Below are 23,467 nucleotides of genomic sequence, written 5' to 3' on the forward strand. Positions count from 1 at the left end.
TTATTTACTGTTTATAATGTTTTCCAAAGCTTCGGCGATCTTGCGATCATTCGAAAGCCTCGGCAATTTATTTTGTCCGCCCAGTTTTCCGATCGATTTCATATACTGCTGAAAACCATTTGCGGGAACCCGGCTGATCTTTAACTGCTGAAGGATCTTTCCTTCTATCAGGTCCAGGTAATATGAATTTTGCTGCTGAAGTGATCTGTCTAAAGCTGAAGCAAAAGTATCTAAATCTTTAGGTTCTTCCTCAAATTCTATGAACCATTCGTGGTAAGGAAGTTGTTCCCCTTCGGGTGTGATTTGAGGTGCAACTGTGAATTCAGAGATCTGCACTCCCGTGCCGGCCGTAGCTTCCTGCATTGCCTGCTCCACTTCCTTCGCAATTACATGCTCTCCAAAAGCCGAAATAAAATGCTTTATTCTCCCCGAAACGATCACCCTGAAAGGAGCCAGAGATGTGAACTGCACGGTATCTCCAATGTTATAAGCCCAAAGACCTGCAGTAGTTGAAATGATCAAAACATAATTTATCCCCAGTTCAACTTCCCCAATGGTATATCGTCTTGGATTTTCGGAATAGAATTCATCAGCTTTAATAAATTCATAGAATATTCCGGAGTCAAGTTGCAAGAGCATTCCCTTTTCATCTTGCCTGTCCTGGAAAGCAAAAAACCCTTCAGAAGCAGGAAAAAGCTCTATGCTATCCACTTTTCGACCAATGAGGCTTTCGAATTTTGCACGATAAGGTTCAAAATTCACTCCCCCGTAAATGAAAAGATTAAAGTTAGGAAAGATCTCTCCCACCTTTTTGCCTGTCCGGGCCTGTAGCCTTTCAAAATACATCTGCACCCATGAAGGGATCCCGCTGATCACAGACATATCCTCTTTGACAGTTTCATCAACTACAGCTTCAACTTTAGTTTCCCAGTCTTCAATAGTATTTGTTTCCCAAGATGGCATGCGGTTGCGCTGCAAGTAACCGGGTACGTAATGAGCGGCAATACCAGATAGTCGACCTAATTTAATTCCGTTTTTCTCCTCAAGCTCAGGACTCCCCTGGAGAAAGATCATCTTACCATCGACAAAATCTGAATTGCCGGTATCATTGATATAGCACAGGATCGCATTACGGGCAGCGTCAATATGAGTAGGCATTGATTCTTTGGTCAATGGAATATATTTTGCGCCACTGGTAGTTCCCGATGTCTTTGCGAAGTAGATAGGTTTTCCCGGCCACAGGATATCTTTTTCCCCGGCCACCACCTTTTCCACATATGGCTTTAGATCCTCATAATCCCTCACAGGAACCCTTGCCGCATACTCGCGATAGCTTGAGATATTTCTGAACCCGTGATCCTTTCCAAATTCTGTATCGGCAGCTTTTCTTAAGAGGTGCTCAAAAACCCTTTTTTGGGTCTCTACCGGTTTGGTAGCCCAGGAATCGATCTGGCGCCTTATGTAGGCTGCAAATATTTTGGATGCAAAAGATTTAACTGACATACTAATTATTCAAAATCTATAAAATCTGTAGGGTTCACGGGTCGTCCTTCACTCCATAGTTCGAAATGCAAATGTGGACCAGTAGAATATTCCCCGGTGGACCCAGCTGTGGCAATAACTTCTCCCTTTAAAACCCGGTCTCCCTGCTCTTTGGTAAGTGAGGAGTTGTGTTTATAAATGGAGGTAAGTCCATAACTATGCTCAACAATAATAACATTTCCCGTCTCGGCTGTCCAACCCGTAAAAATTACAGTTCCGTCGGCCACAGATTTTACGGGAGCATTGTTGGAAGCTACAATATCAACACCAAAATGTTTGTCCTTTATGTTGTATCCTTCCGAAAAAGGTCCTTTTAGAGGGGGAAAGAGCGCATAATTTGCTCTTGAAGTTGCCGTTTCCAGAAAGTTGTACTTATCCTCCTGCACAACAGTCTCCCTTAACAGGCTATCCTCCTTCGACGGATTCAAGTTTACTTCCTCTGCACTTAACCTTTGGGCTTCCATTAGAGAGTCCCTGTTGAATTCGGCCGGCTTTACGTCCCCGGAAAGTACTCTTTTTATGGAATTAAGATACTGATTATTCAACTCTACTACAGTCTGAAGAGAATCGGTTTTATATGCCAGGTTTACCGCTCTTTGCTGAAGTTCTGTAGAAGAATAACCCGGAATATACTCTCTAAGACCTGTAAAAGCAATTAGTACTGTCGTACCCGCGATCAAAAGGATTGCAGAAAGCGTGACTACCACGAATACGTTGAGCCTGGTAAGCTTAAAAGAAATTTTCTCCTCAAAAGTATCTTCATTGAGGATGATGAGCCTGTATTTGTGCAGGAGCTTTTGGCGGAAATTTCTTTTATTTTCAGTGTTATCGGTCATATTTGAAGCCTTAGGCAAAGATATAATAAAGTTATTTTAAAGAGGTTTTATCCCTTCATAAACAGAGGAATTAAAGTTTTATTACTAACTTTGCAGCATTAAATTGATCATTATGAGTGCAGTATTTTTACCATTACAGATTGGAGCACCACAAATCATTCTGATAGTGATTGTAGTGTTGTTGTTGTTTGGAGGAAGAAAGATCCCTGAACTAATGAGAGGATTGGGTAGCGGAATTAAAGAATTTAAAGACGCTTCTAAAGATGACGCTCCTGCCAATAAGCCCGAAGAAGATAAAAAGAGATTGTAAAAGATCCTTTTATAATACTTAAAAACCCAACTTTCGTTGGGTTTTTTTATGCTATTTAATTTCTGCCGATCTCAGGATAGCTTCCAGCTCCATCATATTTTCCCGCTTCCTGGCCGATGGTGAGAATGCAAAACCTTCCAGAACCACATACCTGTCATTCTCTTCATCAAGAACCGCGTAATTGAGAAACGGACCTCCCATAAAATCACCTTTGACTTCCCAAATCCCTTTGGATTCCCAGGCAAATTTGCCGTCGATCTGGGACTCGAAGAGGTAAGGAGCATAGGCAGATTCAGTTACCATGTAGGAACCATCCAACCTTCCGGGAATATGGGTCTTACCTATAGAATCTCTCATCTCGATTATGTTTCCCACAATATTAGTATCCTTCTCAATGACATGCCTCGGAACCTCATAGACCAGAATTTCCATACTTCCCGTTGGAATATCTTTGCGGATCCAGAAAAAGTCATCTGTCTCCTTGGCATACCTGTAGGCAGTAGGGAATTTCATTGCCACCCCCAGCTTTTCTTCAAGCTTCTCATCATTCTTCAGAGATTTCTTGATTCTACGCTGCTGTTCTGTAAGCTCTGTCTGCTTAAGAGTAGTGATGATCTTATTAGCATTTTCGTCAATTAGAGAAATGAGTTCTTCATTAGTTTCTCCGCTAATAAAGATCCCTTTTTGTGGGCGGGCATAGGCATTCTCTGCCATTTTAACTCCCGATTCACTGCCCTTTTCTACATGTAAGAATATCCTGTTCTTTCTGGTGAAGCCTTCAAAAGCTTCAGGTGGCATTTGGCTTAAGGAAAAAAGAGGCTCTTCTTGTGGCAAACCATCTACAGGTGCTGCCAGATGTCGCCTAATAGCTTCCCCTACTTCACCCGTCCACATTTCGTTAGGCATTACTACAGTGAGGTTGTTAATCTTTCCGGAGGAGTTGGAGACCACTACAGGATCGTCCTTTCCATCACCACAACCAGTTAGAATAAATAAAAAAGAAAAGAGTGCTAAGAGATTTTTCATAAATATTGATTCAGGATGGATTTCTATCCATCAGATAGTTTAAGTTTCATGCCCGGCTTAAGGCGATTACTGTTCATGTTGTTGAGATTTTTTATCTCCTGTACGGTCACCCCGGGAAATTTCTTGGATATACTCCACAGGGAATCTCCACGCCTCACAGTGTATATTTTGGGAGAGGACGAAGTTTGAGCTGTTGCAGTACTCTTTCGGGGATAAATTATAAGCCTTTGCCCTATTCTAAGGTTGTTGCTCCGCAAGTTGTTCCATTGTTTTAACTGGCTGACTCCCACGCCGTATCTTTCAGCAATTTTTCCGAGGTAATCTCCGCGCCTTACGCGGTATCTTATAGCTTCGGCCTTTACAAGTTCAGTATGTGTCTCTTCTTTCTTTTCTTCTAAAGCTTCAGCATAGCCATAAATAGCATTCTCATTGTTGACAAAAAGTCCCGTCCTGTTACGTGGTAATCGAAGGCTGTATTTCTTATCTTCAATGAAAGGAATCACATCAAGCTTGTAACTTGGGTTAAGGAACTGTAACATTTCTCGCTCCACTCCGGTCACCTGCGAGATTTGCTCAAAGGTCAACATCTTCTTTGTATGGATGGTGTCTGTCTCAAAATAGGTTGTACGGGGATGCGGAGGCTGAAAACCGTGTTCCTCAGCATATTCAAAAATATACATGGTTGCCAGGAAAGCCGGTACATATCCTGCTGTTTCACGTGGAAGATATGGACGTAGATTCCAATAATTAGTGGATCCTCCGCTTCTTCTAATGGCCTTTGAAACATTTCCAGGACCCGAATTATAAGAAGCCAGTACCAGGTCCCAATCCTCAAAAACTCTATAAAGGGTAGAAAGATATTGGGCGGCAGCCTCGGTTGCTAACACAGGATCCATACGTTCATCAACATAGGAGCTCACATCCAAACCGTGCATCTTCCCTGTGGCGAACATGAACTGCCATAATCCTGTAGCACCAACCCTGGAGCGGGCACGAGGATTTAAAGCTGATTCAACAATAGCCAGATACTTGATCTCTAACGGGATATTGTAGTGGTCGAGCTTCTGCTCAAAAAGGGGAAAATAGTAAGTGCTTAGAGCCATTAAACGCTCCATCCCCTTTTTATTCCGTTTGAGGTAAGACTTGATGACATTTTCCAACAGAGGGTTGTACTCCACGTTAAAAGGTGTCTTGGCGTTCAACTTTTCGAGTCTTAGCTTAAGAGTATCTGTTGGCAGTTCATCAAAGACTACCTCATTGTATTCCTGATTGAGCAAAGAATCCTTTAGATCCATATATAAACTGGACTGGAAGAGTTCCTGCTGCCATAAGGAATCTATCATTGCGGCCCCGGGATCATCCAAAAGGGCAAAAATAAGGGAGTCTTTGATGATCTTATGTACAGGCACATTATTGGCAAGATCTACATCATCATTATCTAAAAGGAGAAAGAAATCCTGTTCGGGAAGCCGTATAGTATCGCCTTTTTCTCCGGTCTCCTGTCCTTCAACATTTTTTGCTTCAGTTTTTACATCCTGAGCAAAAGTAGTTACTGATGCCAGCAGCATCAAAAATGGCAAAAGTGGTTTCATCATATGTTCATTTCTCAAAAAGCGGTACCTCGTTCCTTCAATTATCGTACCTCTTTACTTTTTTAGGGCTTCAATTCCGGGTAAACTCTTTCCTTCAAGCATTTCCAACATGGCGCCACCTCCCGTAGACACGTAGCTCACCCTGTCTTCCAGGCCGAATTGTTTAACCGCTGCGACAGAGTCTCCTCCTCCAACAAGAGAAAAAGCTCCCTTTTGTGTAGCAGCTACTATGTGTTCCCCAACAGCAATTGTTCCCTTTGCAAAAGGTTGCATTTCAAAAACTCCCATAGGCCCGTTCCACAAAATTGTCTTTGAGTCTTCAAGGATTCCTCCGTATTTTATAACGGTTTCGGGGCCTATATCAAGTCCCATCCAACCATCTGGAATTTCATCTACAGGAACTATTTTCGTGTTGGCATCTTCAGAAAAAGAGTCGGCTATTACAGCATCTACAGGCAAATGTATCTTCACCCCTTTTTCTTCGGCTTTGCGAAGGATTTCAAGGGCTAATTCCTGTTTATCTTCCTCTACCAAAGAATCACCTATTTTTCCGCCTTTGGCTTTAGTGAAGGTATAGGTCATTCCTCCACCAATGATAAGGTGGTCGATCTTATCCAGAATATTTTCAATGACCGTGATCTTGGTAGAGACCTTCGCACCTCCCAAAACTGCAGTAACAGGTTTTTCTGAACTTCCTAAAACCTTCTCTAAACTTTCAATTTCCTTAGCGAGGAGAGCTCCCAGGCATTTATCATCAAAATAATTAGCTACAATAGTGGTTGAAGCATGAGCACGGTGAGCAGTACCAAAAGCGTCGTTCACATAAATATCTCCAAGAGTAGATAATTTCTTAGCAAAATCTTCGTCCCCTTTTTCTTCTTCAGCATTAAAACGAAGGTTTTCAAGCAACAATACTTCCCCCGGCTTAAGCTCCTGTGCCACTTTTTGAGCCTTTTCGCCTGCGCTGTCATCCACGAATTTGACTTCTACTCCCAAAATTTCGGAAGCTTTATTTACAATGTGCTCCAGGGAATATTTCTTGTCCACTCCTTTTGGACGCCCCAGGTGAGACATAAGAATAGCGCTGCCGCCATCTGTGAGAATCTTATTAACTGTTGGTTTTGCTCCTTCGATACGGCTGGTGTCCCCCACCTCTTGTTGCTCATTCAGCGGGACATTGAAGTCCACCCGTACAAGAGCTTTTTTATCTTTAAAATTATAATCATTAATGGTTTTCATACTGCTTGGTTTGGCGTAAATAAATTTTTCTCTAAGATACTAAAGTGTCAAGAAATTTTATCTTTGCTTATGCTATTTTCTGAAGTTTTAGGCCTGCCCCACATCAAGAATCACCTTACTACAACTGTAGATAATAACAGGATTCCTCATGCACAATTATTTGTAGGTTCCTCCGGAAGTGGGACCCTTCCAATGGCTATAGCATATGCTCAATATGTCTTGTGCAGTAATACTGGTGGGGAAAATAATACCGGCAGGGAAGCCTGTAATATCAAGATGAATAAACTCGCGCATCCCGATCTTCATTTTGCCTTTCCGGTTGCTAATAATGATAAGATAAAAAAGAACGCAGTTTCTTCTCATTTTAGCGAGGAATGGCGCCAATTTGTAGAACAGGAGCCTTATGGTAGCCTGTTCGACTGGTACCAAAAACTAGGCATTGAGAACAAACAGGGGAAAATTGGTGTGGATGAGGCGCAGGACATAGTGAAATCGCTTTCCCTGAAAGCCTATGAAGGTGGGTACAAAGTGATGATCATCTGGATGGCCGAAAAGATGAACGACAGCTGTGCGAACAAGCTGCTCAAGCTCATCGAGGAACCACCACAAAAAACTCTTTTTTTACTTATTACTGAAGAAGAAGAAAATATTATTCAAACCATAAGGTCCAGATGTCAAACTCTACATTTTCCTCCTCTTAACGAAGCGGTAATTGCAGAAGGTTTGGCCGAAAGGGAGGAGTGTGATCGCGCCAAAGCCATGACCATAGCACACCGTGCTAACGGTAATTATAATAATGCACTTCACATTTTAAAGGAGAATTCCGGTGATGAACAGTTCGAGGAATGGTTTATATCCTGGGTGCGCACAGCCTTTAAAGCAAAGGGAGATAAGACCGCTCTTGCCGAATTGATCGCCTGGAGTGAAATGATAGCCGGAACAGGAAGAGAACCGCAAAAAAAGTTTTTGCTCTATTGTATGGATTTTTTCCGGCAGGCACTCATGTACAATTATAAAGCAAAGGATCTTGTTTTTTTGGAGCCGCAAATTAAAGGCTTTAAGCTGGAAAAATTTGCGCCTTTTATTACTGGCAATAACATTACCGGAATTACGAAAGAACTGGAGGATGCAATCTACCACATCGAAAGAAATGGTAACGCCAAGATCATTCTCACAGACCTTTCAATAAAACTAACCCGTCTAATTCATAAAAACTAGTTCAAAATGGACAATTTCATACCTAATATTCCCGTTTATCTCATCCTCATTTTTACCATCATCACCTTTTTACAATCGGGTCTTGACAAGATCTTGAACTGGGGTGGGAATTATGAATGGCTCACCGGCCACTTTAAAGGCACCTTTATGGGAGGGATGGTTTCATTACTGCTTGGAATCATTCTGGTATTAGAAGTGGTTACCGGATTATTGGCGTTAGTTTCCATCTTCACACTATATTTAAATGATGATCCAAATTTTGCCCTTTGGTCCCTGGTTTTAGCCGCTATTACCCTGCTTATGCTTCTATTTGGGCAACGGGTAGCGAATGACTATGCCGGCGCCTTCACGATCGTTGGATACTTTATCGTCATTATCTTTGGGATCTTTTTGGTCACTGCATAAAAAAAGGGTTCCACATGGAACCCTTTAAAATTAAATAGGTAAGGTACTATTCAGTAACCGCAGCATCTTCCTTGGTCACTCCCCTGCTCTCATTTAGTTCTTTTAGAATATCCTGAGTAATATCCAGTCCTTCCTCAGCGTACATAATGTTAGCAGATTCGTTTGATCCAAAAATGTAAGTGTAATCATTCTCTTCACCGTAGACCTTTACGAAGTCTTTTACTTTAGTAATTAGAGAATCAATTACTACGTCTCCCTCCTGTCGCAATTGCCCGCTTCTCATTTGTTGTTGCTGCTGAAGCATTTGCTGCTTGCGCATTAATTCTTCCTGGGCCGCCTGCTTTTCGGCCTCACTCATTGTAGCCATGTTCTCCCTAAACTCCATTACTTCCTGCTGAAAACTCTGTGCAGCCGAGTCAAGTTCTCTTTTCAAACTTTCAGACCTTTCATTAAAATCTGCTTCCACTTCTTTCATTTCTGAATACTCCTGAATTAAAACAGTCGTATCAACATAAGCGGTTTTGTCATTATTACATCCGGTCAATATAGCTCCCAATGAAAGAGCAATAAATAATTTCTTCATTTTAATTTTTGTTTTGTTGGCAGCAAAAGTAAGAAAGCATTTCCATTCCCTTCTTAAAAAACCAAAATTCTGAAGCTATAAGGAAAGGATATATAAGAATTAAAGATTATTCTAAAAATCTATCAAAAACTGCTTTTACAGAAGCTAAAAATGACGCGATTACAGAAAAGGCATAGGTGGAATATCATTTAAGAGTAGAAAACCTCTTAAAACCCCTTAAAATGCGTTTATTGACTTTTCCTGAAGAAGTAGGCAAGTGAAGAATAATTTCCTGTAGTTCTTGCCTTCAGATTAGACAGTGCTCCGGTAAAAATTGCTCTTGGAATATTTGAAGCACCTGTAGCATATTTTTCAGAAAGTAGGCTCACATAAAAGGAATCAAAAAAAAGACCTTTTTGAGAGGTGAGGAAAAAACCGGCTGAATAAAAAATCTTCTTTATGGAAGTAGGTGAAAAATGATATAGATGTCGGGGCACATCATATGCTGCCCAAAATTCTTTGTACTTCCGGGCATCATAACTTTTATAATTTGGCACGGCAATGACAAGCAGACCATCGGGTTTTAAAAGACGATGTAACTCTACGATCTGTTCTTCCAGATCTGGTACATGTTCCAGAACATGCCACATCGTAATAACATCAAAACTGTGGGAAGGAAATGAGCTGGTGCTTTCGTTCAATTCAAGACCTTTTTTTGAAGCAAGATCCCTCGCTCCGGAATTTGGCTCAGCACCAAAAACTTTCCAGCCTCGTTTTTTTGCCGACAGTAAAAAATCACCTGTTCCGGCACCAATGTCCAAAATTTTTCCCTGTCCGGACTTTTCTTTTTTAATCCAATTGAGCTTTTTAGAAAGCATAAGATCTTTCACCTTCTGATAAACCTTATCTAAAAATCCCTTTTTTGAATCGGTATGGGAAATGTAATTTTCGCTCTTGTAGTATGCGGGTAATTTATCAAGATCAGGTTGAGGAAAGGTGACGAGAAGTTCGAGATTCTTTGCCTTTCGTAATTCAAAAGCTTCTCCGGTTACGGTGTGATCTTTACAAATAAGCGAGGCTTTTTCCGAAAATTCTAATGGCAGCATTGAAAAATTTTAGAGGATGTTCCACGTGGAACTATGAAAATTTATCGACCCATATACACAAGCAAAACAGAAATATCATTTGGACTTACTCCGCTTATTCTTGAAGCTTGAGAAACAGATGTCGGCTTAACCTTCTTCAGTTTTTCACGCGCTTCGTAAGACATGGATTTGATCCTGGAGTAATCAAAATCTTCCGGAATTTTTATTCCCTCAAGCCTGTGAAGTTTGTCTGCATTGTTCTTTTCCTTTTCGATATATCCCGAATATTTTACCTGAATCTCGGTTTGCTCCAGCACTTCTTCATTAAGATCATGTTCCTGGACATACTCCTCTACTCCACTAAAAGTCCGCACATCCCGCATATCAATATTCGGCCTTGAAAAGACCTTAAATATCTTATCACTCTGCTTCATGGGTGCTGAATTATTTGCCTCCAAGACAACATTAGCCTCTTCGGGAGCTACACTGGTTTCTTTAAGAAATTCCACAAAAGAATAAGATTTGGATTTCTTTTCTTCCATTTTCTGAAGCCTCTTTTCCGAAGCCAATCCAATCTTATATGACATTTCGGTAAGCCTGAAGTCGGCATTATCCTGTCGAAGTAGTGTTCGATATTCAGCCCTGGAAGTAAACATTCTATAAGGCTCTTCTGTTCCTTTTGTAATAAGATCATCAATTAAAACACCAATATAAGCTTCACTTCTTTGCAAAATAAATTCATCCTTTTCCTGCACTTTTAGAGCGGCATTTATTCCGGCCATTAATCCCTGGGAGCCTGCTTCTTCATATCCGGTTGTTCCATTTATCTGCCCGGCGAAGTAAAGTCCGCTAACAAGTTTGGTTTCCAATGTGTGTTTTAACTGGGTAGGCGGGAAATAATCATATTCAATTGCATATCCCGGCCTAAAGAATTTTACGTTTTCAAATCCGGCAACAGAGCGCAAAGCTTTAAACTGAACATCTTCCGGAAGTGAAGTCGAAAATCCGTTTATATACATTTCCACAGTATTCCAACCTTCAGGCTCTATGAAAAGCTGATGCCTGTCCTTATCGGCAAAACGATTGATCTTATCTTCGATAGAAGGACAATAACGGGGACCAATACTTTTGATCCTGCCATTGAACATTGGAGATCTGTCAAAGCCTTCTTTTAATAAATTATGCACCTCGGGAGAGGTGTAAGACATATAACAAGACCGTTGTTTTGTGAGAGGTTTTGTTTCATCTAGATAAGAGAATTTAGACGGAATATCGTCCCCCGGCTGCTCGATCATTTTGGAATAATCCAGTGATCTTCCATCTACTCTGGGTGGAGTTCCGGTCTTCATTCTTCCGGCTTCAAAACCTAATTGAACGAGCTCCTCTGTAATTCCGGTTGCAGCTCTTTCTCCTGCCCTACCTCCACCAAATTGCTTCTCTCCAATATGGATCAAACCATTTAAAAAAGTACCGTTGGTAAGAATGACAGTTTTGGCTTTAATTTCAATCCCGAGAGAGGTTTTTACTCCCACAACCTTCTCGCCCTCTATGATGAGTCCCGAAACCATTTCCTGATAAAAATCAAGATTTGCTGTTCCCTCAAGACGCAGACGCCAATGTTCAGCAAACATCATTCTGTCACTCTGCACTCTTGGACTCCACATGGCAGGTCCTTTTGATTTATTCAGCATCTTGAACTGTATGGCGCTGGTGTCGCTTACCAATCCACTATAACCTCCAAGTGCATCGATCTCCCGAACGATCTGCCCTTTTGCAATTCCGCCCATAGCCGGATTACAGCTCATTTGGGCAATATTCTGAAGGTTCATTGTCACCAGGAGTGTACTACAACCCATATTAGCCGCAGCTGCCGCGGCCTCGCTTCCTGCGTGACCGGCACCTACTACTATAACATCATAATTGTCTTGAAACATAAATTTCCTGCTATTGTTCCACGTGGAACATTTTCATTTTTTCTTCTTCCTTCTCCCGCATTAATTGTTCCTGTTCAGGGGTTTTATCCTTATATCCGCAGAAGTGGAGAACCCCATGAATAATTACCCTTTTTAGCTCTTCATAAAAAGTAACTCCATAGGTGTTGGCATTCTCTTCTACCCTCTGGGTGCTAATGAAGATATCGCCGCTGAGTATATTTCCAACAGAAGAGTCGAAACTAATTATATCTGTATAAGTATCGTGGTCGAGATACTTTTGATTAATGTCTAAAAGGTATTCGTCATCACAGAATATAAAACTTATTTCACCGGTTTTTTTACCTTCCGATGAAATCACCTCTTTAACCCAATTCTCATAACCGGAACTACCTTCCAGTTGGAAATCATTTTCAGAATAAAAACTAATTATCTCTTCGTTCAAAATATTCTTTTACTTTAAGCTTGTAAACGGGGCGCAAAGGTAAGGTTTGTCTATTTAAAATTTCAGTGGTGTTAAAATATTCTTTGGCTCGTTCCCTGGCCGACTTAGTCTCATTAGAAAACACTTCCTTACCGGTAGTGGATTCTCTTTCAGGTTTTTTGCCCTGTTGTAATTCCGCTTCTTCCAGTTCGAGTAATCTGTGTTCCAATCGTTGCATTCTTTGTAATACCCCGGGATCAAATCCTTTCTCTAAAAGTTGCTTTTCAATTTGTTCCATTTCCTTTTTTACTCCATTGCCCTTCCCGTCACGGCCTTCTTCTTTAAGTTTCTCATCAAGGGCCCGTCTCAACATTTGTTGCTCCTGAAAAATTCTAAAGAGTTCACCACTCTCCTCTTCACCAGATTGGCCATTCTCTCCCTTTCCTTCCTGTTCACCCTTTTGTTTTTGATCACCTTTCTGCATTTGCTCTTTCATCTCTTCATTCAATTCCCCCTGCTTTTGAATGATATCCTGAAGCTGTTGCCCCTGCCCACTACCCTTTGAGGGTGAGGAATTCAACATCTCCTCCATATTTCCTAGAATGTCGCTCAATAAGTAGGCCAGATCGTTAGCTCCTGTTATGACATACTGCTGACTACTCAAGCCCATTCTTATCTCATTTTGAGCTAATCTTTCCAGGGTCTGATCAAGACTGTAATCAACATCAATAAGCTTCTTCATAATAGGCTCACTTATCATCTCATTCCGCAAAGCCAGGCTGTATAAACTGTCATCAATATGTCTGAAATTTTCCCTCAACAGGTCCTGTCTCCTAAGCTTTCCCGGTAAGGTGGTATTGTCGGTGCCCAATTTCCTGAAATCTTCCATAAGATCTTCCTGCCCAAAAGAAAAAGTGACAAGATTATCGAGGATCTGGCGAAGCATAGTAACATCTTCCTGCATTTGTTGCATCCCCGCCTGCTGCATTTGTTGTTTCATTTTCTTACTCATTTGCATAAGCTTTTCACCGGCCTTCTTCTGTTCCTTTTTAGCACCTTCCATGTTCTGCTTATCCAGTTCTTCTCCCGCTTTTTGCTGATCATCTTTTACTCCTTCTTGTTCCTCCTCACTTTCCGGGATTTCAAGAGGTTTCTTGAGACCTTCATTTTCCTTCTCAAGTTCCTCAAGCTCTTCAAAAACCTCATCTGTCTTTTGAGACAAAGAATCCTGTGCAGACTTTGTATTTAAGCTATCTTCTTCGGCTAGCTCTTGTTGTTCCTCGCCCAGTTCTTCCAGTTCCTCGGCTATTCTTGCCGATTTCTCCTGTACGTAATATTTCTTGGTTAGTTCGAGCAACTGCTCAAGACTCCTTTCCTGGTTCCGGGCATTTTTTGACAATTCCTGAAGCTTTTCCTGAAGCCCCTCATCCATGATCTTCTCAGAATACTTTTCAAGCTCTTCCAGAAGTTTCTCATTCTCTTCCAGATCTTCTTCCCTGTTTTCCAATCGCTCTTCAAGGTTCTTTTTCAAATCCTTATTTTGAGGTGTGGTTTCTTCCTGCAGATTCCTTTTAAGTTTCTCAGTGAAATTCTCCATTATCCGGTTCTGCTGTTTTTGCCGTTGAAGAAAATTCTCCAGCTTCTTCCGGTCATTGTAGTTGAGCTCTTTCTTTTCTCTCTGAAGTCGGGACAATTCTTCAAGTTCCTTTTCAGAAAGTTTCATTTTCTCCAGGGAACCGTCTATACCTTGTATGGCTTTTCGTTGTTCCTGAAGTCTTTGTTGCTTTTCTTCGGAATCTGTTTTACTGTTATAGCTAAAAACTCTGCTTTTTACTCTTTTAAACCCGTTAATAGCGTCATTATCAATAACTTCGAAGTAAAATTCATATGTTTTACCCTTTTCAAGACCCAAAGTATCGGGAAAGCTGGTCACGAACTCCCCAACATTTCCTTTTCCGTGTGGAAGGCGCACCTTGAACGAATTATCTCTATCATCCTTCTCTTCAACAACAAGATTTACGCTCCTTATCCCATAATCGTCGGAAACTTTTCCGAAGAAATATTGAAAATCGGGATCTAAAGAGTCGATCTGCTGCTCCAGAATAAGCTCCGGGTGCTCATCCCTCACCGTCCGGATCTGGTAATTCAGATTTTCAAAATTTTTAACCTTCGCATTAGATGTACTTATTTCATAATTTACGTTAGTACTAAATCGCTTTTGAAGCCGGAAAAGATCGCCTTGTTTTTCAAATTTTTGAAGGGTATCAGGAAGTTTTATTTCCACATTATTAGTAGCCGAAGTTTCCAGCTCCCAATTTACAAGAGTACCTTCAGGTACAGTTGCATTACCCGTACCTTCAACTACCTCCTCCCCTAGCCCTGTGTGGGCAGGATAATCAAGGATCATCCTTAAATTCCGCATTTTTGGAACCTCAACAACTTCAACTTTATAAACCGGGGAGCTAACTTTGTTAGCGACGATCTGAAAATCAAAAGAAGCCTGTGCGGGTTCAAAGGTGTATTCAAATAATCCCGGTGATACCCGCTTCATGTAATAGTTTTGACCATTATATTGCACAGATGCGTCCTGGGGAATGACTCTTCCGGTTGTGCTCACCTGGATGGTCAGCGGTTCATTTTCCTTTATTCTTAACCGATCGTCAAGTAGCTGAAAAGAAAAAGGCGCGGGAGGTTCATAGGCAGTTTTGTAATTAACTACCCGCTCATAACTACCCGAAAAAACTTCAGTTCTTCCCGAAAGCACAACCAAAATAATAATAAGCACAGGAATGGCAGCATATTTCAAATATGGCAGGTTCTTCTTTAGATCAACGGCCATAGTAAATGGAACCGGACGTAAATCTGCCGCCTTTTGGTCTATTGAGGCCATTAGCAGATCCGTCTTTTTATCTTTCTCCTTCAGCTGTAGTAAGTTCAGCAGTTTATCACTGACTTCAGGAAAGTGCCGGCCAATGATTCGGGAGGCTTCAGTATATCCAATTCCGCGTGATATTCTGAAGAGCTTAAGCAAAGGGTAAATTATGAAACTTCCGAAGAGAAAGAGCTCCACGCCCACAAAACTCCAGAATAAAATACTCCTGCCGGTTGAATTGAGCCACAACAAATGTTCAATAAAGAGGGTTATGATGAAATATAACAACCCAATGGCTACAAAAAATATGAATCCTTTGAGTAGTTCATTGAGATAAAACTTTCTTATAAACGCCTCCAGCTTCTTTCGTAAGATCTCAAAATTGTCCATGCTCCTCCCCATTTTTGAATCTTATAAAATTACAATTTTATTCGGGAAATTTTGGAACCTCCACATTTTCAGCAGCATTTCGAGAACCTAAAGAATCCTTTATCTTTGCGCAATAAAATTCGCGTTATGTCTACAGAAAAAGTAAGAGTACGTTTTGCACCGAGTCCTACGGGGCCGCTACATATAGGAGGAGTAAGAACTGCCCTTTTCAATTACCTGTTTGCTAAAAAACATGGTGGAGATTTCATTCTTCGGGTGGAAGACACAGACCAGGCAAGATTTGTAGAAGGAGCAGAAGAATATATTATTGAAGCCCTTAACTGGTGCAACATTCCTTTTGACGAAGGTCCCGGAAAAGAGAAAGATGCCGGGCCTTACCGCCAAAGCGAAAGGAAGAGTCTCTACAGGGAATATGCTGAAATGCTAATAGCTTCGGGTAATGCCTATTATGCTTTTGATACTTCTGAAGAGTTAGATAAACACCGGGAAGATCATGAGGCACAAGGAAAAACCTTCATCTACAACTGGCACAACCGTCAAAAATTGAAAAATTCCCTCTCCTTACCGGGGGCTGAAGTAAAGCAGAAAATAGAAGCTGGAGAACCATATGTGATCCGCTTTAAATCTCCCGAAGATGAAACCCTGCATCTCACAGATGAAATTAGAGGGGAAATGACCATTGAAACAAAGATCCTGGATGATAAGGTGCTTTTTAAAAGCGACGGAATGCCCACTTATCACCTGGCCAATATTGTCGATGATCATTTGATGAAGATCACTCATGTGATTAGAGGGGAAGAATGGCTTCCCTCACTTGCTTTACACGTGCTCTTGTACCGTGCCTTTGACTGGACAGCACCAAAGTTTGCTCACCTCCCGCTTATTCTAAAACCACAAGGTAAAGGAAAACTGAGCAAACGTGATGGTGACAAGATGGGATTCCCTGTCTTTCCGCTGGAGTGGAGAGATCCAAAGTCGGGCGATATTTCTACAGGCTACCGTGAAGAAGGATATTTTCCTGAAGCGGTTGTGAATATGCTGGCCCTCCTGGGATGGAATGCCGGCGGTGGAACCGAAAAAGAAATTTACACCCTGGAAGAACTTACAAAAGCTTTTAGCCTGGAGCACGTCTCCAAAGGCGGATCCAAATTTGATCCTGAAAAGACCAAATGGTTCCAGCACCATTATATGCAGGAGGCAGGCAATGAAGACCTCGCAAAAGATCTAGTAGAGCTCCTTAAGAAAAAAGGGATCTCCTCTTCACAGGAGTATGCACAACATATAATTTCTCTCTTAAAGGAAAGAACGGCGTTTTTAAGCGACTTTTGGGAACAGGGGAGCTACTTCTTCACTGCACCTGAAAACTATGATGAGAAAGCGGCTAAGAAGGTCTGGAAGGAAGATACAGCTGAGATAATGGATAAGGTGATAAAGATCCTTGAAGAAACAGAGGATTTTAGTGCAGGAAATGTACAGGAAAGAGTGAAATCCTGGATAACTTCAGAAGGTATTGGCTTCGGAAAAGTGATGCAGCCCTTCAGGTTATCTCTGGTGGGCGCCATGCAAGGACCGGATGTGTTTGAAATTGCCGCAGCAATTGGCAAGGAGGAAACTATTTCGCGTCTAAGAAGAGCACAGAACGAGCTTTAATTCAGGAAAAACTTAAATAGAAAAAGCCATTTTTGAGAGGTCTCAAAAATGGCTTTTTTAATTCGTCTTTATTCAGTTTACAGATAGAAGGTAACTCCCCCGGCAATTATGCTCAAATTACCTTTGAATGACGGAGTAGAAGGATCAATTTCCTGTAGCCCCTCGTCATCAAGTCCTTTGAGGAAGTTATTGAGGCCATACTGGTATTGCGCCCAAAATTTTACTGTTTCCCATCCCCCACTCAATCCAACGGCGAGATTAAAATTGAAAGTCGAAACATTTTCAATATCTATAGCATTAAGGTTATAATTACCTACGTAATACAATTCCTTATCCTGTCTTGCTTCAAGCTTTCCATTCACCTGTACTACCGGTCCGGCTTCCACACTAAGGTAATGATCAAGCAATTTATAGCTGCCAAAGAAATTTCCCTGCACCCCTATCATGTTATATTCTATTTGCGTGTCAGCAGATGTGGTTTCGATCTTTTGACGACCTTCTATATCCACGTTGAAATCGTAAAAGTTGATGCCGTAAACGAACTGAAAATCTTCATAAAAAGAAGCCCTGGTCGTAAAACCTGCGGTCCAGCTTAGCTTTGGAGTCACCTGGAGATCACCGGTCATTATATTAAAATGGTTTACTCCCCCCTGCAATCCGAGCCTGTTATATTCACCATCCCAAACTCGCCGTTGTGCCTGTGTGCTGAAAGAAAAGAATAAAATTCCTGCAAGAAGAATAGCTTTCTTAAGATCCATAAGTGTGATTTGAGAAATGATGAGCTAATGTAGGTGATTATTTTCATATCTTTCGTTAAAATTAACTTACAACCATGATTCCCACTATTCTAACTGCTTTCTTTGTAATTCTTGGATTGATAATTCTTTTCTCCGGAATATTTACAGTCAAACAACAAACTGCTGCCGTAATTGAGCGCTTCGGAAAATTTCAACGCATAAGTAACAGCGGCCTGCACTTCAAGGTTCCGGTCTTTGACCAGATCTCGGGAAGGATCAACCTCAAAGTCCAACAGCTCGATGTACTGGTGGAAACCAAAACTAAAGATGATGTTTTCGTAAAACTGAAGATCTCTGTTCAATTCCAGGTAATTAGTGCGAGGATCTACGACGCCTTCTATAAGCTTGAGAATTCTCATGACCAGATTACTTCCTATGTTTTTGACGTGGTTCGTGCAGAGGTTCCAAAAATGAAACTGGATGATGTTTTTGAACGCAAAGATGATATTGCAATTGCGGTCAAGCGGGAGCTCAATGAGGCTATGGAAGAATATGGTTATGATATCATCAAAACCCTGGTGACCGACATCGATCCAGATGTGCAGGTGAAAGCTGCCATGAACCGTATCAATGCTTCCGAAAGAGAGAAAGTAGCCGCCGAATATGAAGCTGAAGCCGAAAGGATCAAGATCGTGGCCAAAGCCCGTGCAGAGGCAGAAAGTAAGCGCCTGCAGGGCCAGGGTATTGCAGATCAACGCCGGGAAATTGCACGTGGACTTGAAGAAAGTGTGGACGTGCTTAACAATGTTGGAATTAATTCACAGGAGGCTTCAGCTTTGATAGTGGTTACACAGCACTACGATACACTTCAATCTCTTGGTGAAGAAACCCAGAGTAACCTTATCCTTTTACCTAATTCTCCTCAAACAGGTAGTGACATGTTGAACAACATGATCGCATCCTTTACCGCTTCGAATCAAATTGGAGAAGCCATGAAAAAGGAAAATGCCTTAAGGGAGAAAAAACGAAGGGAAAAACAGGAACGCAAGAAGAGAGAACTTCCACCTGAACTTCCACGAGAAGACCAGGATAGCCCGGAGGAATAGCTATTTAAATTTATCGCCTATAAATGCGAGGACTGATGTAGTTCCTTTCAGAACATAAGGATTTCGCATCAGGCTGTTGGCTGCGTCTTTCAAAATGCGTTTAGGCGAGAGACTTTCCTTTGTCTGATTCATGCTCAACAGAACTTTTTCCTTATCTATCTCTCTTTGAAGTTTAAGGAGTTGAAGATCGCGTTCTATCTCTCTAAAATTCTTATACTCTCTCATTGTCCTTAATTACAATTTCATCGGTTTTGAAGTCTTTTTGAGGAGTGAACTCATGATGTTCTTCATGAACCGGCTTCTTTTCGGCTTTCTGAAAGAACTTTTTAGATGCCCCCGGTAAAATGGCCTTCATTAGCACTTTACTGCCAAAGAAAACGAAGAAGAGGACCAGTAAAAGATAAATTCCTGCCACTATAAAGAACCCACTACTCGGGGAATCGATCCAGTTACTCAGAGCAACGGCGACGGCAATAGAAATAAACATGATGAAAAAGAACATGAAAAGAGCTATTGCCACACCTTTAATGGCGGCAATAGCTCCATGCATGCTCTTATTAAAGAGTTCAAGTTTATAATACTCAGCACTACTATGTGCTAAGGCTTTAACATTCTCCTTTAATTCTTGAAAATTGCTGGATATTCTTCCGAATGCCATAAACGCTTAGACTGCAGCATTACCTGTATTCTTCTTTCCTTTGGAAGCTACGCTTTCGTCCACGTCAGCATTATCATCTGTGCCTCCTTTGCGGTCTTTCTGAAATTTGGCATTCTGCCTTTTTAGCTCGTCCAGTTTAGTTTCAAGGCTACTGAGGATCTCATCGGCTTTATAACTTGCTGAAGATAGAGTTTCCTCCAGTCTCAATTCAAAATCAGACTTCGCTTTTTTGGCCTTTTGACTTAGATTGGAAGAGGTTTCGCGGTATCGCTTATTCAGGTCATCCTGAGTTCTTCTTGCATTTTCTCCCAGTTTTCTCCTGGTTTCCTCTCCACTTTCAGGCGCATATAACATTCCAAGGCCGGCTCCTATAGCTGCCCCGGTTAGCAATGCTAAAAATGTACTTCCTGATTTTGCCATGATATTGTTGGTTATTAAGATTAATACTACAACCAAATATACTTCAATGCGGACTGTAGCGCTGTTAATAACCGGTTAATATACAAATACCAATGCTAAATTATTCTTAATTGGCATGAGCAGGAATTTCACTTAATTTTTACCGCCCCACGAATCCCTTAGTGTCACTGTACGATTGAAGACAAGCTGCTCTTTTGTACTTTCTTTATCAACGTTAAAATATCCTAATCTCTGGAATTGAAATTTGTCTCCCGGCTTCACATCCTTGAGACTTGGTTCAAGATATGCCGTAATGGTTTTTAAAGATTCCGGATTTAAGAAATCAAGGAAATCTTTCTCCTTATCGGCATCAGGAGACTCAACAGAGAAAAGACGGTCGTAGAGCCTTACTTCAGCTTCAATAGCATGTTTGGCCGAAACCCAGTGCAGGGTTCCCTTTACCTTGCGCATAGACTCCTCGGTCCCACTTCCACTCCGGCTCTTAGGATCATAAGTACAGTGAATCTCTGTGATCTCACCTGCATCATTTTTTACCACCTTTTCACCTTTGATGATATAAGCATTTTTCAGCCTTACTTCTTTTCCAAGAGTTAACCTGAAAAATTTCCGGTTCGCCTCTTCTTTAAAATCCTCCTGTTCTATGTACAACTCCCTCGAAAAAGGTACCTGCCTTGAGCCAGCCGATTCGTCTTCAGGGTTATTTTCTGCATCGAGCCACTCCTCTTCTCCCTCAGGATAATTAGTGATAACAAGCTTTACAGGATCAAGTACTGCCATCACCCTTGGCGCAGTTTTGTTAAGATCTTCCCGAATACAGAATTCCAACAGGGAAACATCGATCATATTTTCCCTTTTTGCGATCCCTATAGTTTCAGCGAACTTGCGAATTGATTCCGGAGTATAACCTCTCCTTCTAAGACCCGAAATGGTCGGCATTCTTGGATCATCCCAGGATTTCACTATTCCTTTTTCAACAAGGTGAAGCAGTTTTCTTTTGCTTACAATGGTATGGCTGAGATTACGACGGGCAAATTCACGCTGTTTTGGTTTAAAATCTTCCGCAGAACTTACCTTTTCAAGGAACCAGTTATAGAGCTCCCTGTGCGGTAAAAATTCCAGCGTACAAAAGGAATGAGATACAGATTCGATAAAATCACTTTGTCCATGTGCCCAGTCATAGAGTGGATAGATCATCCAGTCATTCCCGGTGCGATGGTGTTTGCGGTGTAGCGTTCTATACATAACAGGGTCGCGCATCAACATGTTCTTCGCAGCCATGTCTATTTTGGCCCTTAGCACGTGCTCTCCTTCTTTAGTTTCCCCATCTTTCATTTTCTGAAAAAGTTCCAGGTTCTCCTCAACAGATCTATCTCTGTAAGGACTGTTCTTTCCCGGCTGTGTAGGGGTTCCTTTTTGTTCGGCAATAGCTTCGGAAGGTTGACTGTCAACATATGCATCGCCAGATTTGATCATCATCACTGCCCAGTCATACAATTGCTGAAAATAATCTGAAGCATAACATTCCTTAGCCCAATTAAAGCCAAGCCATTCTACATCCCGCTTTATAGCGTCAACATATTCCTGTTCTTCCTTGATAGGATTGGTATCATCAAACCGAAGGTTTACAGGAGCATTATACTTCTCCCCCAGCCCAAAATTGAGGCATATAGAAGAAGCATGCCCAATATGAAGATAACCGTTTGGTTCGGGCGGGAACCGGAATTGCAGCTCCTCTTTTTTATAATCGTTCTTTAGATCTTCTTCTATGATTTGCTCAATAAAATTGAGGGATCTTTTTTCTTCAGCCATAGTTTCTAATTCATCTTTAAGGGGCACAAAATTACAGAAAATAAACATCAATTCCGTCGCTGTACTTTAGTCTTCTGATTTGTTGCTATCTTCGCAAAAAATCAGGTTTTGGGAAGTATTAAACTAAGGAATATCAAAGTTTTTGCCTATCACGGCTGTCTTGAAGAAGAAGGGCAAATAGGTAGTGATTACAGGGTCGATCTTAGGGTGAAAGGGGATCTTTCTCTTTCAGCAAAGACCGATGATTTGAAAGATACCATTGACTATGTGCACTTGAATAAGATCGTAAAGGAAGAAATGGCAATACGTTCTAAGTTGCTCGAAACAGTAGCCGAACGTATACTTAACCGCGTTCTTGATGAGCTGCTAATCGTTCAAAAAGTGACGGTAGATGTTTCTAAAATCAATCCACCTATAGGCGGAAATGTCGCTATGGTGACGGTAAGGAGAAGTAAAAGCAGGTAATTGCTTAATTATTTCTAAAGGCTGCAAAAGCATAGGCCTGAAAAAAGAAATTTTATTACATTTGCCTCCGTATTCAAAAGGCATCGTGGCCGAGTGGCTAGGCAGAGCTCTGCAAAAGCTTGTACAGCGGTTCGAATCCGCTCGATGCCTCAAAAAAAAGCTCCTTTAAAAAGGAGCTTTTTTAATTTCCAAAATATCAAAAAACAAATTCCAAAAGAGGCAAAACTCTCAGTACTCTCCAGGTATAAGCCTTACTGGATCTTCCTGTTTTGCTACTAAAAATTACTCTCAAAAATCACATTTTTCGACACGAACCCCAGTCTATTAAATGTTGTTCTAAGGCTGAAAGGGATTCAGCAATAACCAATTAACATTTGATTAATCCTCTAATTTGGTGCTTGAACTTTGTAATTCGCTTAATTACTCCTCCCAAAAATGTCATTTTTGAGATCTTTTATTCGAAGTATTCGATATATGCACCGGATGAAGGGGTAATATTATCTATCTGATCCTGGAGTTGATTCATTTCCTGGGGAATTAAGCCCTGAATGATCAAAAAGATCCCAAAAATGACCAAAATGACACTTATCCCTTTTTTTACATTATAAATTCGGGTGGGGGTAAGTTTTTGATTCAGCTTTTTTGCGGCAAGGATCTTAAAAATATCGACTAAAAGATAGGTTCCTAGTACTACACCAAAGAAAAGAACCATTCTATTGGTTTCCATCTCCAGTTGTGGTCCAAAAACAATAATTAGTCCTAACCAGAATCCCAAGACTCCAATGTTGATAAAGTTGAGTAGAAAGCCTTTTGCTGCAAGACCTAGATAGTCCCTTTTATTCAGCTTTTGTATTTCGGGAACTTCTTCGTGTTGTAAAACCTTTCGATTTTGAACGAATTGAATGATGCCATATGTTACCAGTATTCCTCCTCCAAAAACAAAAAGAGCGGGATCATCTTTGATCCTGTTCAGTAGTTTGGTGGTACTTAAATAGGCGATGAGCAAAAAGACAACATCAGCAAAAATAACTCCGAGATCAAAGGAAATAGCTGCTCTAAAACCTTTTATAGCAGCGGTTTCAAGGAGTACGAAGAATACAGGCCCCAAAAGGAAAGCAAGGAAAAATCCTAAAGGTATCGCAGCCAGTATATCCTGAAACATTCAGATCTTTTAATTTCACAAAGATAAA

22 protein-coding genes and 1 tRNA gene are annotated in these 23,467 nt (G+C 41.1%); 7 read left to right on the top strand and 16 right to left on the bottom strand.

What is annotated here, in order from left to right; translation table 11 throughout:
* Positions 1-1,503: a GH3 auxin-responsive promoter family protein gene (locus ACXYMT_RS02250; RefSeq protein ID WP_459057462.1), complete on the bottom strand. Its 1,503-nt coding sequence runs from the start codon at positions 1,501-1,503 to the stop codon at positions 1-3.
* 5 nt (positions 1,504-1,508) lie between these two features.
* Positions 1,509-2,378: a M23 family metallopeptidase gene (locus tag ACXYMT_RS02255; protein ID WP_459057463.1), complete on the bottom strand. Its 870-nt coding sequence runs from the start codon at positions 2,376-2,378 to the stop codon at positions 1,509-1,511.
* Between the two features lie 112 nt (positions 2,379-2,490).
* Between ACXYMT_RS02255 and tatA the strand changes: the two genes are divergently transcribed.
* Positions 2,491-2,688, top strand: coding sequence for a twin-arginine translocase TatA/TatE family subunit (gene tatA / locus ACXYMT_RS02260; protein WP_459057464.1), 198 nt, complete (start codon positions 2,491-2,493; stop codon positions 2,686-2,688).
* Between the two features lie 51 nt (positions 2,689-2,739).
* Here the strand turns inward: tatA and ACXYMT_RS02265 are convergent, their stop codons facing one another.
* The 3 genes from ACXYMT_RS02265 to ACXYMT_RS02275 are packed head-to-tail and all read right to left on the bottom strand — an operon-like array spanning position 2,740 to position 6,545.
* Positions 2,740-3,714 (bottom strand): DUF4837 family protein, encoded by a 975-nt coding sequence (locus ACXYMT_RS02265; RefSeq protein ID WP_459057465.1) that lies wholly within the window; start codon positions 3,712-3,714, stop codon positions 2,740-2,742.
* Between the two features lie 23 nt (positions 3,715-3,737).
* Positions 3,738-5,309, bottom strand: a complete 1,572-nt coding sequence (locus tag ACXYMT_RS02270; RefSeq protein WP_459057466.1) for a lytic transglycosylase domain-containing protein — start codon at positions 5,307-5,309, stop codon at positions 3,738-3,740.
* Positions 5,310-5,360: 51 nt separating this feature from the next.
* Positions 5,361-6,545, bottom strand: a complete 1,185-nt coding sequence (locus tag ACXYMT_RS02275) for a phosphoglycerate kinase (RefSeq protein WP_459057467.1) — start codon at positions 6,543-6,545, stop codon at positions 5,361-5,363.
* A gap of 69 nt (positions 6,546-6,614) precedes the next feature.
* Between ACXYMT_RS02275 and ACXYMT_RS02280 the strand changes: the two genes are divergently transcribed.
* On the top strand, positions 6,615-7,763 hold the full coding sequence (locus tag ACXYMT_RS02280; RefSeq protein WP_459057468.1) for a DNA polymerase III subunit: 1,149 nt from the start codon (positions 6,615-6,617) through the stop codon (positions 7,761-7,763).
* Between the two features lie 6 nt (positions 7,764-7,769).
* Positions 7,770-8,168 (top strand): DoxX family protein, encoded by a 399-nt coding sequence (locus ACXYMT_RS02285; protein WP_459057469.1) that lies wholly within the window; start codon positions 7,770-7,772, stop codon positions 8,166-8,168.
* A 46-nt stretch (positions 8,169-8,214) separates the two neighbouring features.
* Here ACXYMT_RS02285 and ACXYMT_RS02290 read toward each other — a convergent pair whose 3' ends face one another.
* The 5 genes from ACXYMT_RS02290 to ACXYMT_RS02310 form a co-directional block, all read right to left on the bottom strand.
* Entirely contained in the window at positions 8,215-8,751 is a 537-nt protein-coding gene (locus ACXYMT_RS02290) for an OmpH/Skp family outer membrane protein (protein ID WP_459057470.1), read from the bottom strand.
* Between the two features lie 227 nt (positions 8,752-8,978).
* A complete protein-coding gene (locus tag ACXYMT_RS02295; RefSeq protein ID WP_459057471.1) occupies positions 8,979-9,836 on the bottom strand; it encodes a class I SAM-dependent methyltransferase in 858 nt (285 codons plus the stop codon).
* Between the two features lie 41 nt (positions 9,837-9,877).
* Positions 9,878-11,749, bottom strand: coding sequence for a tRNA uridine-5-carboxymethylaminomethyl(34) synthesis enzyme MnmG (mnmG, locus tag ACXYMT_RS02300; RefSeq protein WP_459057472.1), 1,872 nt, complete (start codon positions 11,747-11,749; stop codon positions 9,878-9,880).
* A 10-nt stretch (positions 11,750-11,759) separates the two neighbouring features.
* A complete protein-coding gene (gene ybeY, locus ACXYMT_RS02305) occupies positions 11,760-12,179 on the bottom strand; it encodes an rRNA maturation RNase YbeY (RefSeq protein WP_459059137.1) in 420 nt (139 codons plus the stop codon).
* Entirely contained in the window at positions 12,172-15,432 is a 3,261-nt protein-coding gene (locus ACXYMT_RS02310; RefSeq protein WP_459057473.1) for a coiled-coil domain-containing protein, read from the bottom strand. Before ACXYMT_RS02310 ends, ybeY begins: the two co-directional genes overlap by 8 nt.
* Positions 15,433-15,558: 126 nt before the next feature.
* Between ACXYMT_RS02310 and gltX the strand changes: the two genes are divergently transcribed.
* Complete coding sequence (gene gltX, locus ACXYMT_RS02315) at positions 15,559-17,082, top strand: glutamate--tRNA ligase (protein WP_459057474.1); 1,524 nt, start codon at positions 15,559-15,561, stop codon at positions 17,080-17,082.
* A gap of 77 nt (positions 17,083-17,159) precedes the next feature.
* On the opposite strand, the gene ACXYMT_RS02320 is transcribed toward gltX, so the two are convergent.
* Complete coding sequence (locus ACXYMT_RS02320) at positions 17,160-17,840, bottom strand: hypothetical protein (RefSeq protein ID WP_459057475.1); 681 nt, start codon at positions 17,838-17,840, stop codon at positions 17,160-17,162.
* A 74-nt stretch (positions 17,841-17,914) separates the two neighbouring features.
* On the opposite strand from ACXYMT_RS02320, the gene ACXYMT_RS02325 reads away from it, so the two are divergent.
* A complete protein-coding gene (locus ACXYMT_RS02325) occupies positions 17,915-18,925 on the top strand; it encodes an SPFH domain-containing protein (RefSeq protein ID WP_459057476.1) in 1,011 nt (336 codons plus the stop codon).
* Here the strand turns inward: ACXYMT_RS02325 and ACXYMT_RS02330 are convergent, their stop codons facing one another.
* From ACXYMT_RS02330 to ACXYMT_RS02345, 4 genes are all read right to left on the bottom strand, one after another.
* On the bottom strand, positions 18,926-19,150 hold the full coding sequence (locus ACXYMT_RS02330; protein WP_459057477.1) for a DUF6327 family protein: 225 nt from the start codon (positions 19,148-19,150) through the stop codon (positions 18,926-18,928). It abuts the gene before it with no gap.
* A complete protein-coding gene (locus tag ACXYMT_RS02335) occupies positions 19,137-19,583 on the bottom strand; it encodes a phage holin family protein (protein WP_459057478.1) in 447 nt (148 codons plus the stop codon). Before ACXYMT_RS02335 ends, ACXYMT_RS02330 begins: the two co-directional genes overlap by 14 nt.
* 6 nt (positions 19,584-19,589) lie before the next feature.
* Entirely contained in the window at positions 19,590-20,003 is a 414-nt protein-coding gene (locus ACXYMT_RS02340; RefSeq protein WP_459057479.1) for a YtxH domain-containing protein, read from the bottom strand.
* Positions 20,004-20,135: 132 nt separating this feature from the next.
* Positions 20,136-21,812 (bottom strand): glutamine--tRNA ligase/YqeY domain fusion protein, encoded by a 1,677-nt coding sequence (locus ACXYMT_RS02345; RefSeq protein WP_459057480.1) that lies wholly within the window; start codon positions 21,810-21,812, stop codon positions 20,136-20,138.
* Between the two features lie 108 nt (positions 21,813-21,920).
* On the opposite strand from ACXYMT_RS02345, the gene folB reads away from it, so the two are divergent.
* Together folB and ACXYMT_RS02355 are read left to right on the top strand one after the other, a co-directional pair.
* On the top strand, positions 21,921-22,277 hold the full coding sequence (gene folB / locus ACXYMT_RS02350) for a dihydroneopterin aldolase (RefSeq protein WP_459057481.1): 357 nt from the start codon (positions 21,921-21,923) through the stop codon (positions 22,275-22,277).
* 79 nt (positions 22,278-22,356) lie between these two features.
* Positions 22,357-22,427, top strand: a tRNA-Cys gene (locus ACXYMT_RS02355).
* 304 nt (positions 22,428-22,731) lie between these two features.
* On the opposite strand, the gene ACXYMT_RS02360 is transcribed toward ACXYMT_RS02355, so the two are convergent.
* A complete protein-coding gene (locus ACXYMT_RS02360) occupies positions 22,732-23,439 on the bottom strand; it encodes a LysE family translocator (protein WP_459057482.1) in 708 nt (235 codons plus the stop codon).
* Between the last annotated feature and the right edge of the window lie 28 nt (positions 23,440-23,467).

Source organism: Salinimicrobium sp. CAU 1759, assembly GCF_054482715.1.

Bases quoted from the DNA above. Each gene is read 5' to 3' on its own strand.
- ACXYMT_RS02250 (WP_459057462.1), bottom strand. From the start codon at position 1,503: ATGTCAGTTAAATCTTTTGCATCCAAAATATTTGCAGCCTACATAAGG.
- ACXYMT_RS02255 (WP_459057463.1), bottom strand. From the start codon at position 2,378: ATGACCGATAACACTGAAAATAAAAGAAATTTCCGCCAAAAGCTCCTG.
- tatA (WP_459057464.1), top strand. From the start codon at position 2,491: ATGAGTGCAGTATTTTTACCATTACAGATTGGAGCACCACAAATCATT.
- ACXYMT_RS02265 (WP_459057465.1), bottom strand. From the start codon at position 3,714: ATGAAAAATCTCTTAGCACTCTTTTCTTTTTTATTTATTCTAACTGGT.
- ACXYMT_RS02270 (WP_459057466.1), bottom strand. From the start codon at position 5,309: ATGATGAAACCACTTTTGCCATTTTTGATGCTGCTGGCATCAGTAACT.
- ACXYMT_RS02275 (WP_459057467.1), bottom strand. From the start codon at position 6,545: ATGAAAACCATTAATGATTATAATTTTAAAGATAAAAAAGCTCTTGTA.
- ACXYMT_RS02280 (WP_459057468.1), top strand. From the start codon at position 6,615: ATGCTATTTTCTGAAGTTTTAGGCCTGCCCCACATCAAGAATCACCTT.
- ACXYMT_RS02285 (WP_459057469.1), top strand. From the start codon at position 7,770: ATGGACAATTTCATACCTAATATTCCCGTTTATCTCATCCTCATTTTT.
- ACXYMT_RS02290 (WP_459057470.1), bottom strand. From the start codon at position 8,751: ATGAAGAAATTATTTATTGCTCTTTCATTGGGAGCTATATTGACCGGA.
- ACXYMT_RS02295 (WP_459057471.1), bottom strand. From the start codon at position 9,836: ATGCTGCCATTAGAATTTTCGGAAAAAGCCTCGCTTATTTGTAAAGAT.
- mnmG (WP_459057472.1), bottom strand. From the start codon at position 11,749: ATGTTTCAAGACAATTATGATGTTATAGTAGTAGGTGCCGGTCACGCA.
- ACXYMT_RS02310 (WP_459057473.1), bottom strand. From the start codon at position 15,432: ATGGACAATTTTGAGATCTTACGAAAGAAGCTGGAGGCGTTTATAAGA.
- gltX (WP_459057474.1), top strand. From the start codon at position 15,559: ATGTCTACAGAAAAAGTAAGAGTACGTTTTGCACCGAGTCCTACGGGG.
- ACXYMT_RS02320 (WP_459057475.1), bottom strand. From the start codon at position 17,840: ATGGATCTTAAGAAAGCTATTCTTCTTGCAGGAATTTTATTCTTTTCT.
- ACXYMT_RS02325 (WP_459057476.1), top strand. From the start codon at position 17,915: ATGATTCCCACTATTCTAACTGCTTTCTTTGTAATTCTTGGATTGATA.
- ACXYMT_RS02330 (WP_459057477.1), bottom strand. From the start codon at position 19,150: ATGAGAGAGTATAAGAATTTTAGAGAGATAGAACGCGATCTTCAACTC.
- ACXYMT_RS02335 (WP_459057478.1), bottom strand. From the start codon at position 19,583: ATGGCATTCGGAAGAATATCCAGCAATTTTCAAGAATTAAAGGAGAAT.
- ACXYMT_RS02340 (WP_459057479.1), bottom strand. From the start codon at position 20,003: ATGGCAAAATCAGGAAGTACATTTTTAGCATTGCTAACCGGGGCAGCT.
- ACXYMT_RS02345 (WP_459057480.1), bottom strand. From the start codon at position 21,812: ATGGCTGAAGAAAAAAGATCCCTCAATTTTATTGAGCAAATCATAGAA.
- ACXYMT_RS02360 (WP_459057482.1), bottom strand. From the start codon at position 23,439: ATGTTTCAGGATATACTGGCTGCGATACCTTTAGGATTTTTCCTTGCT.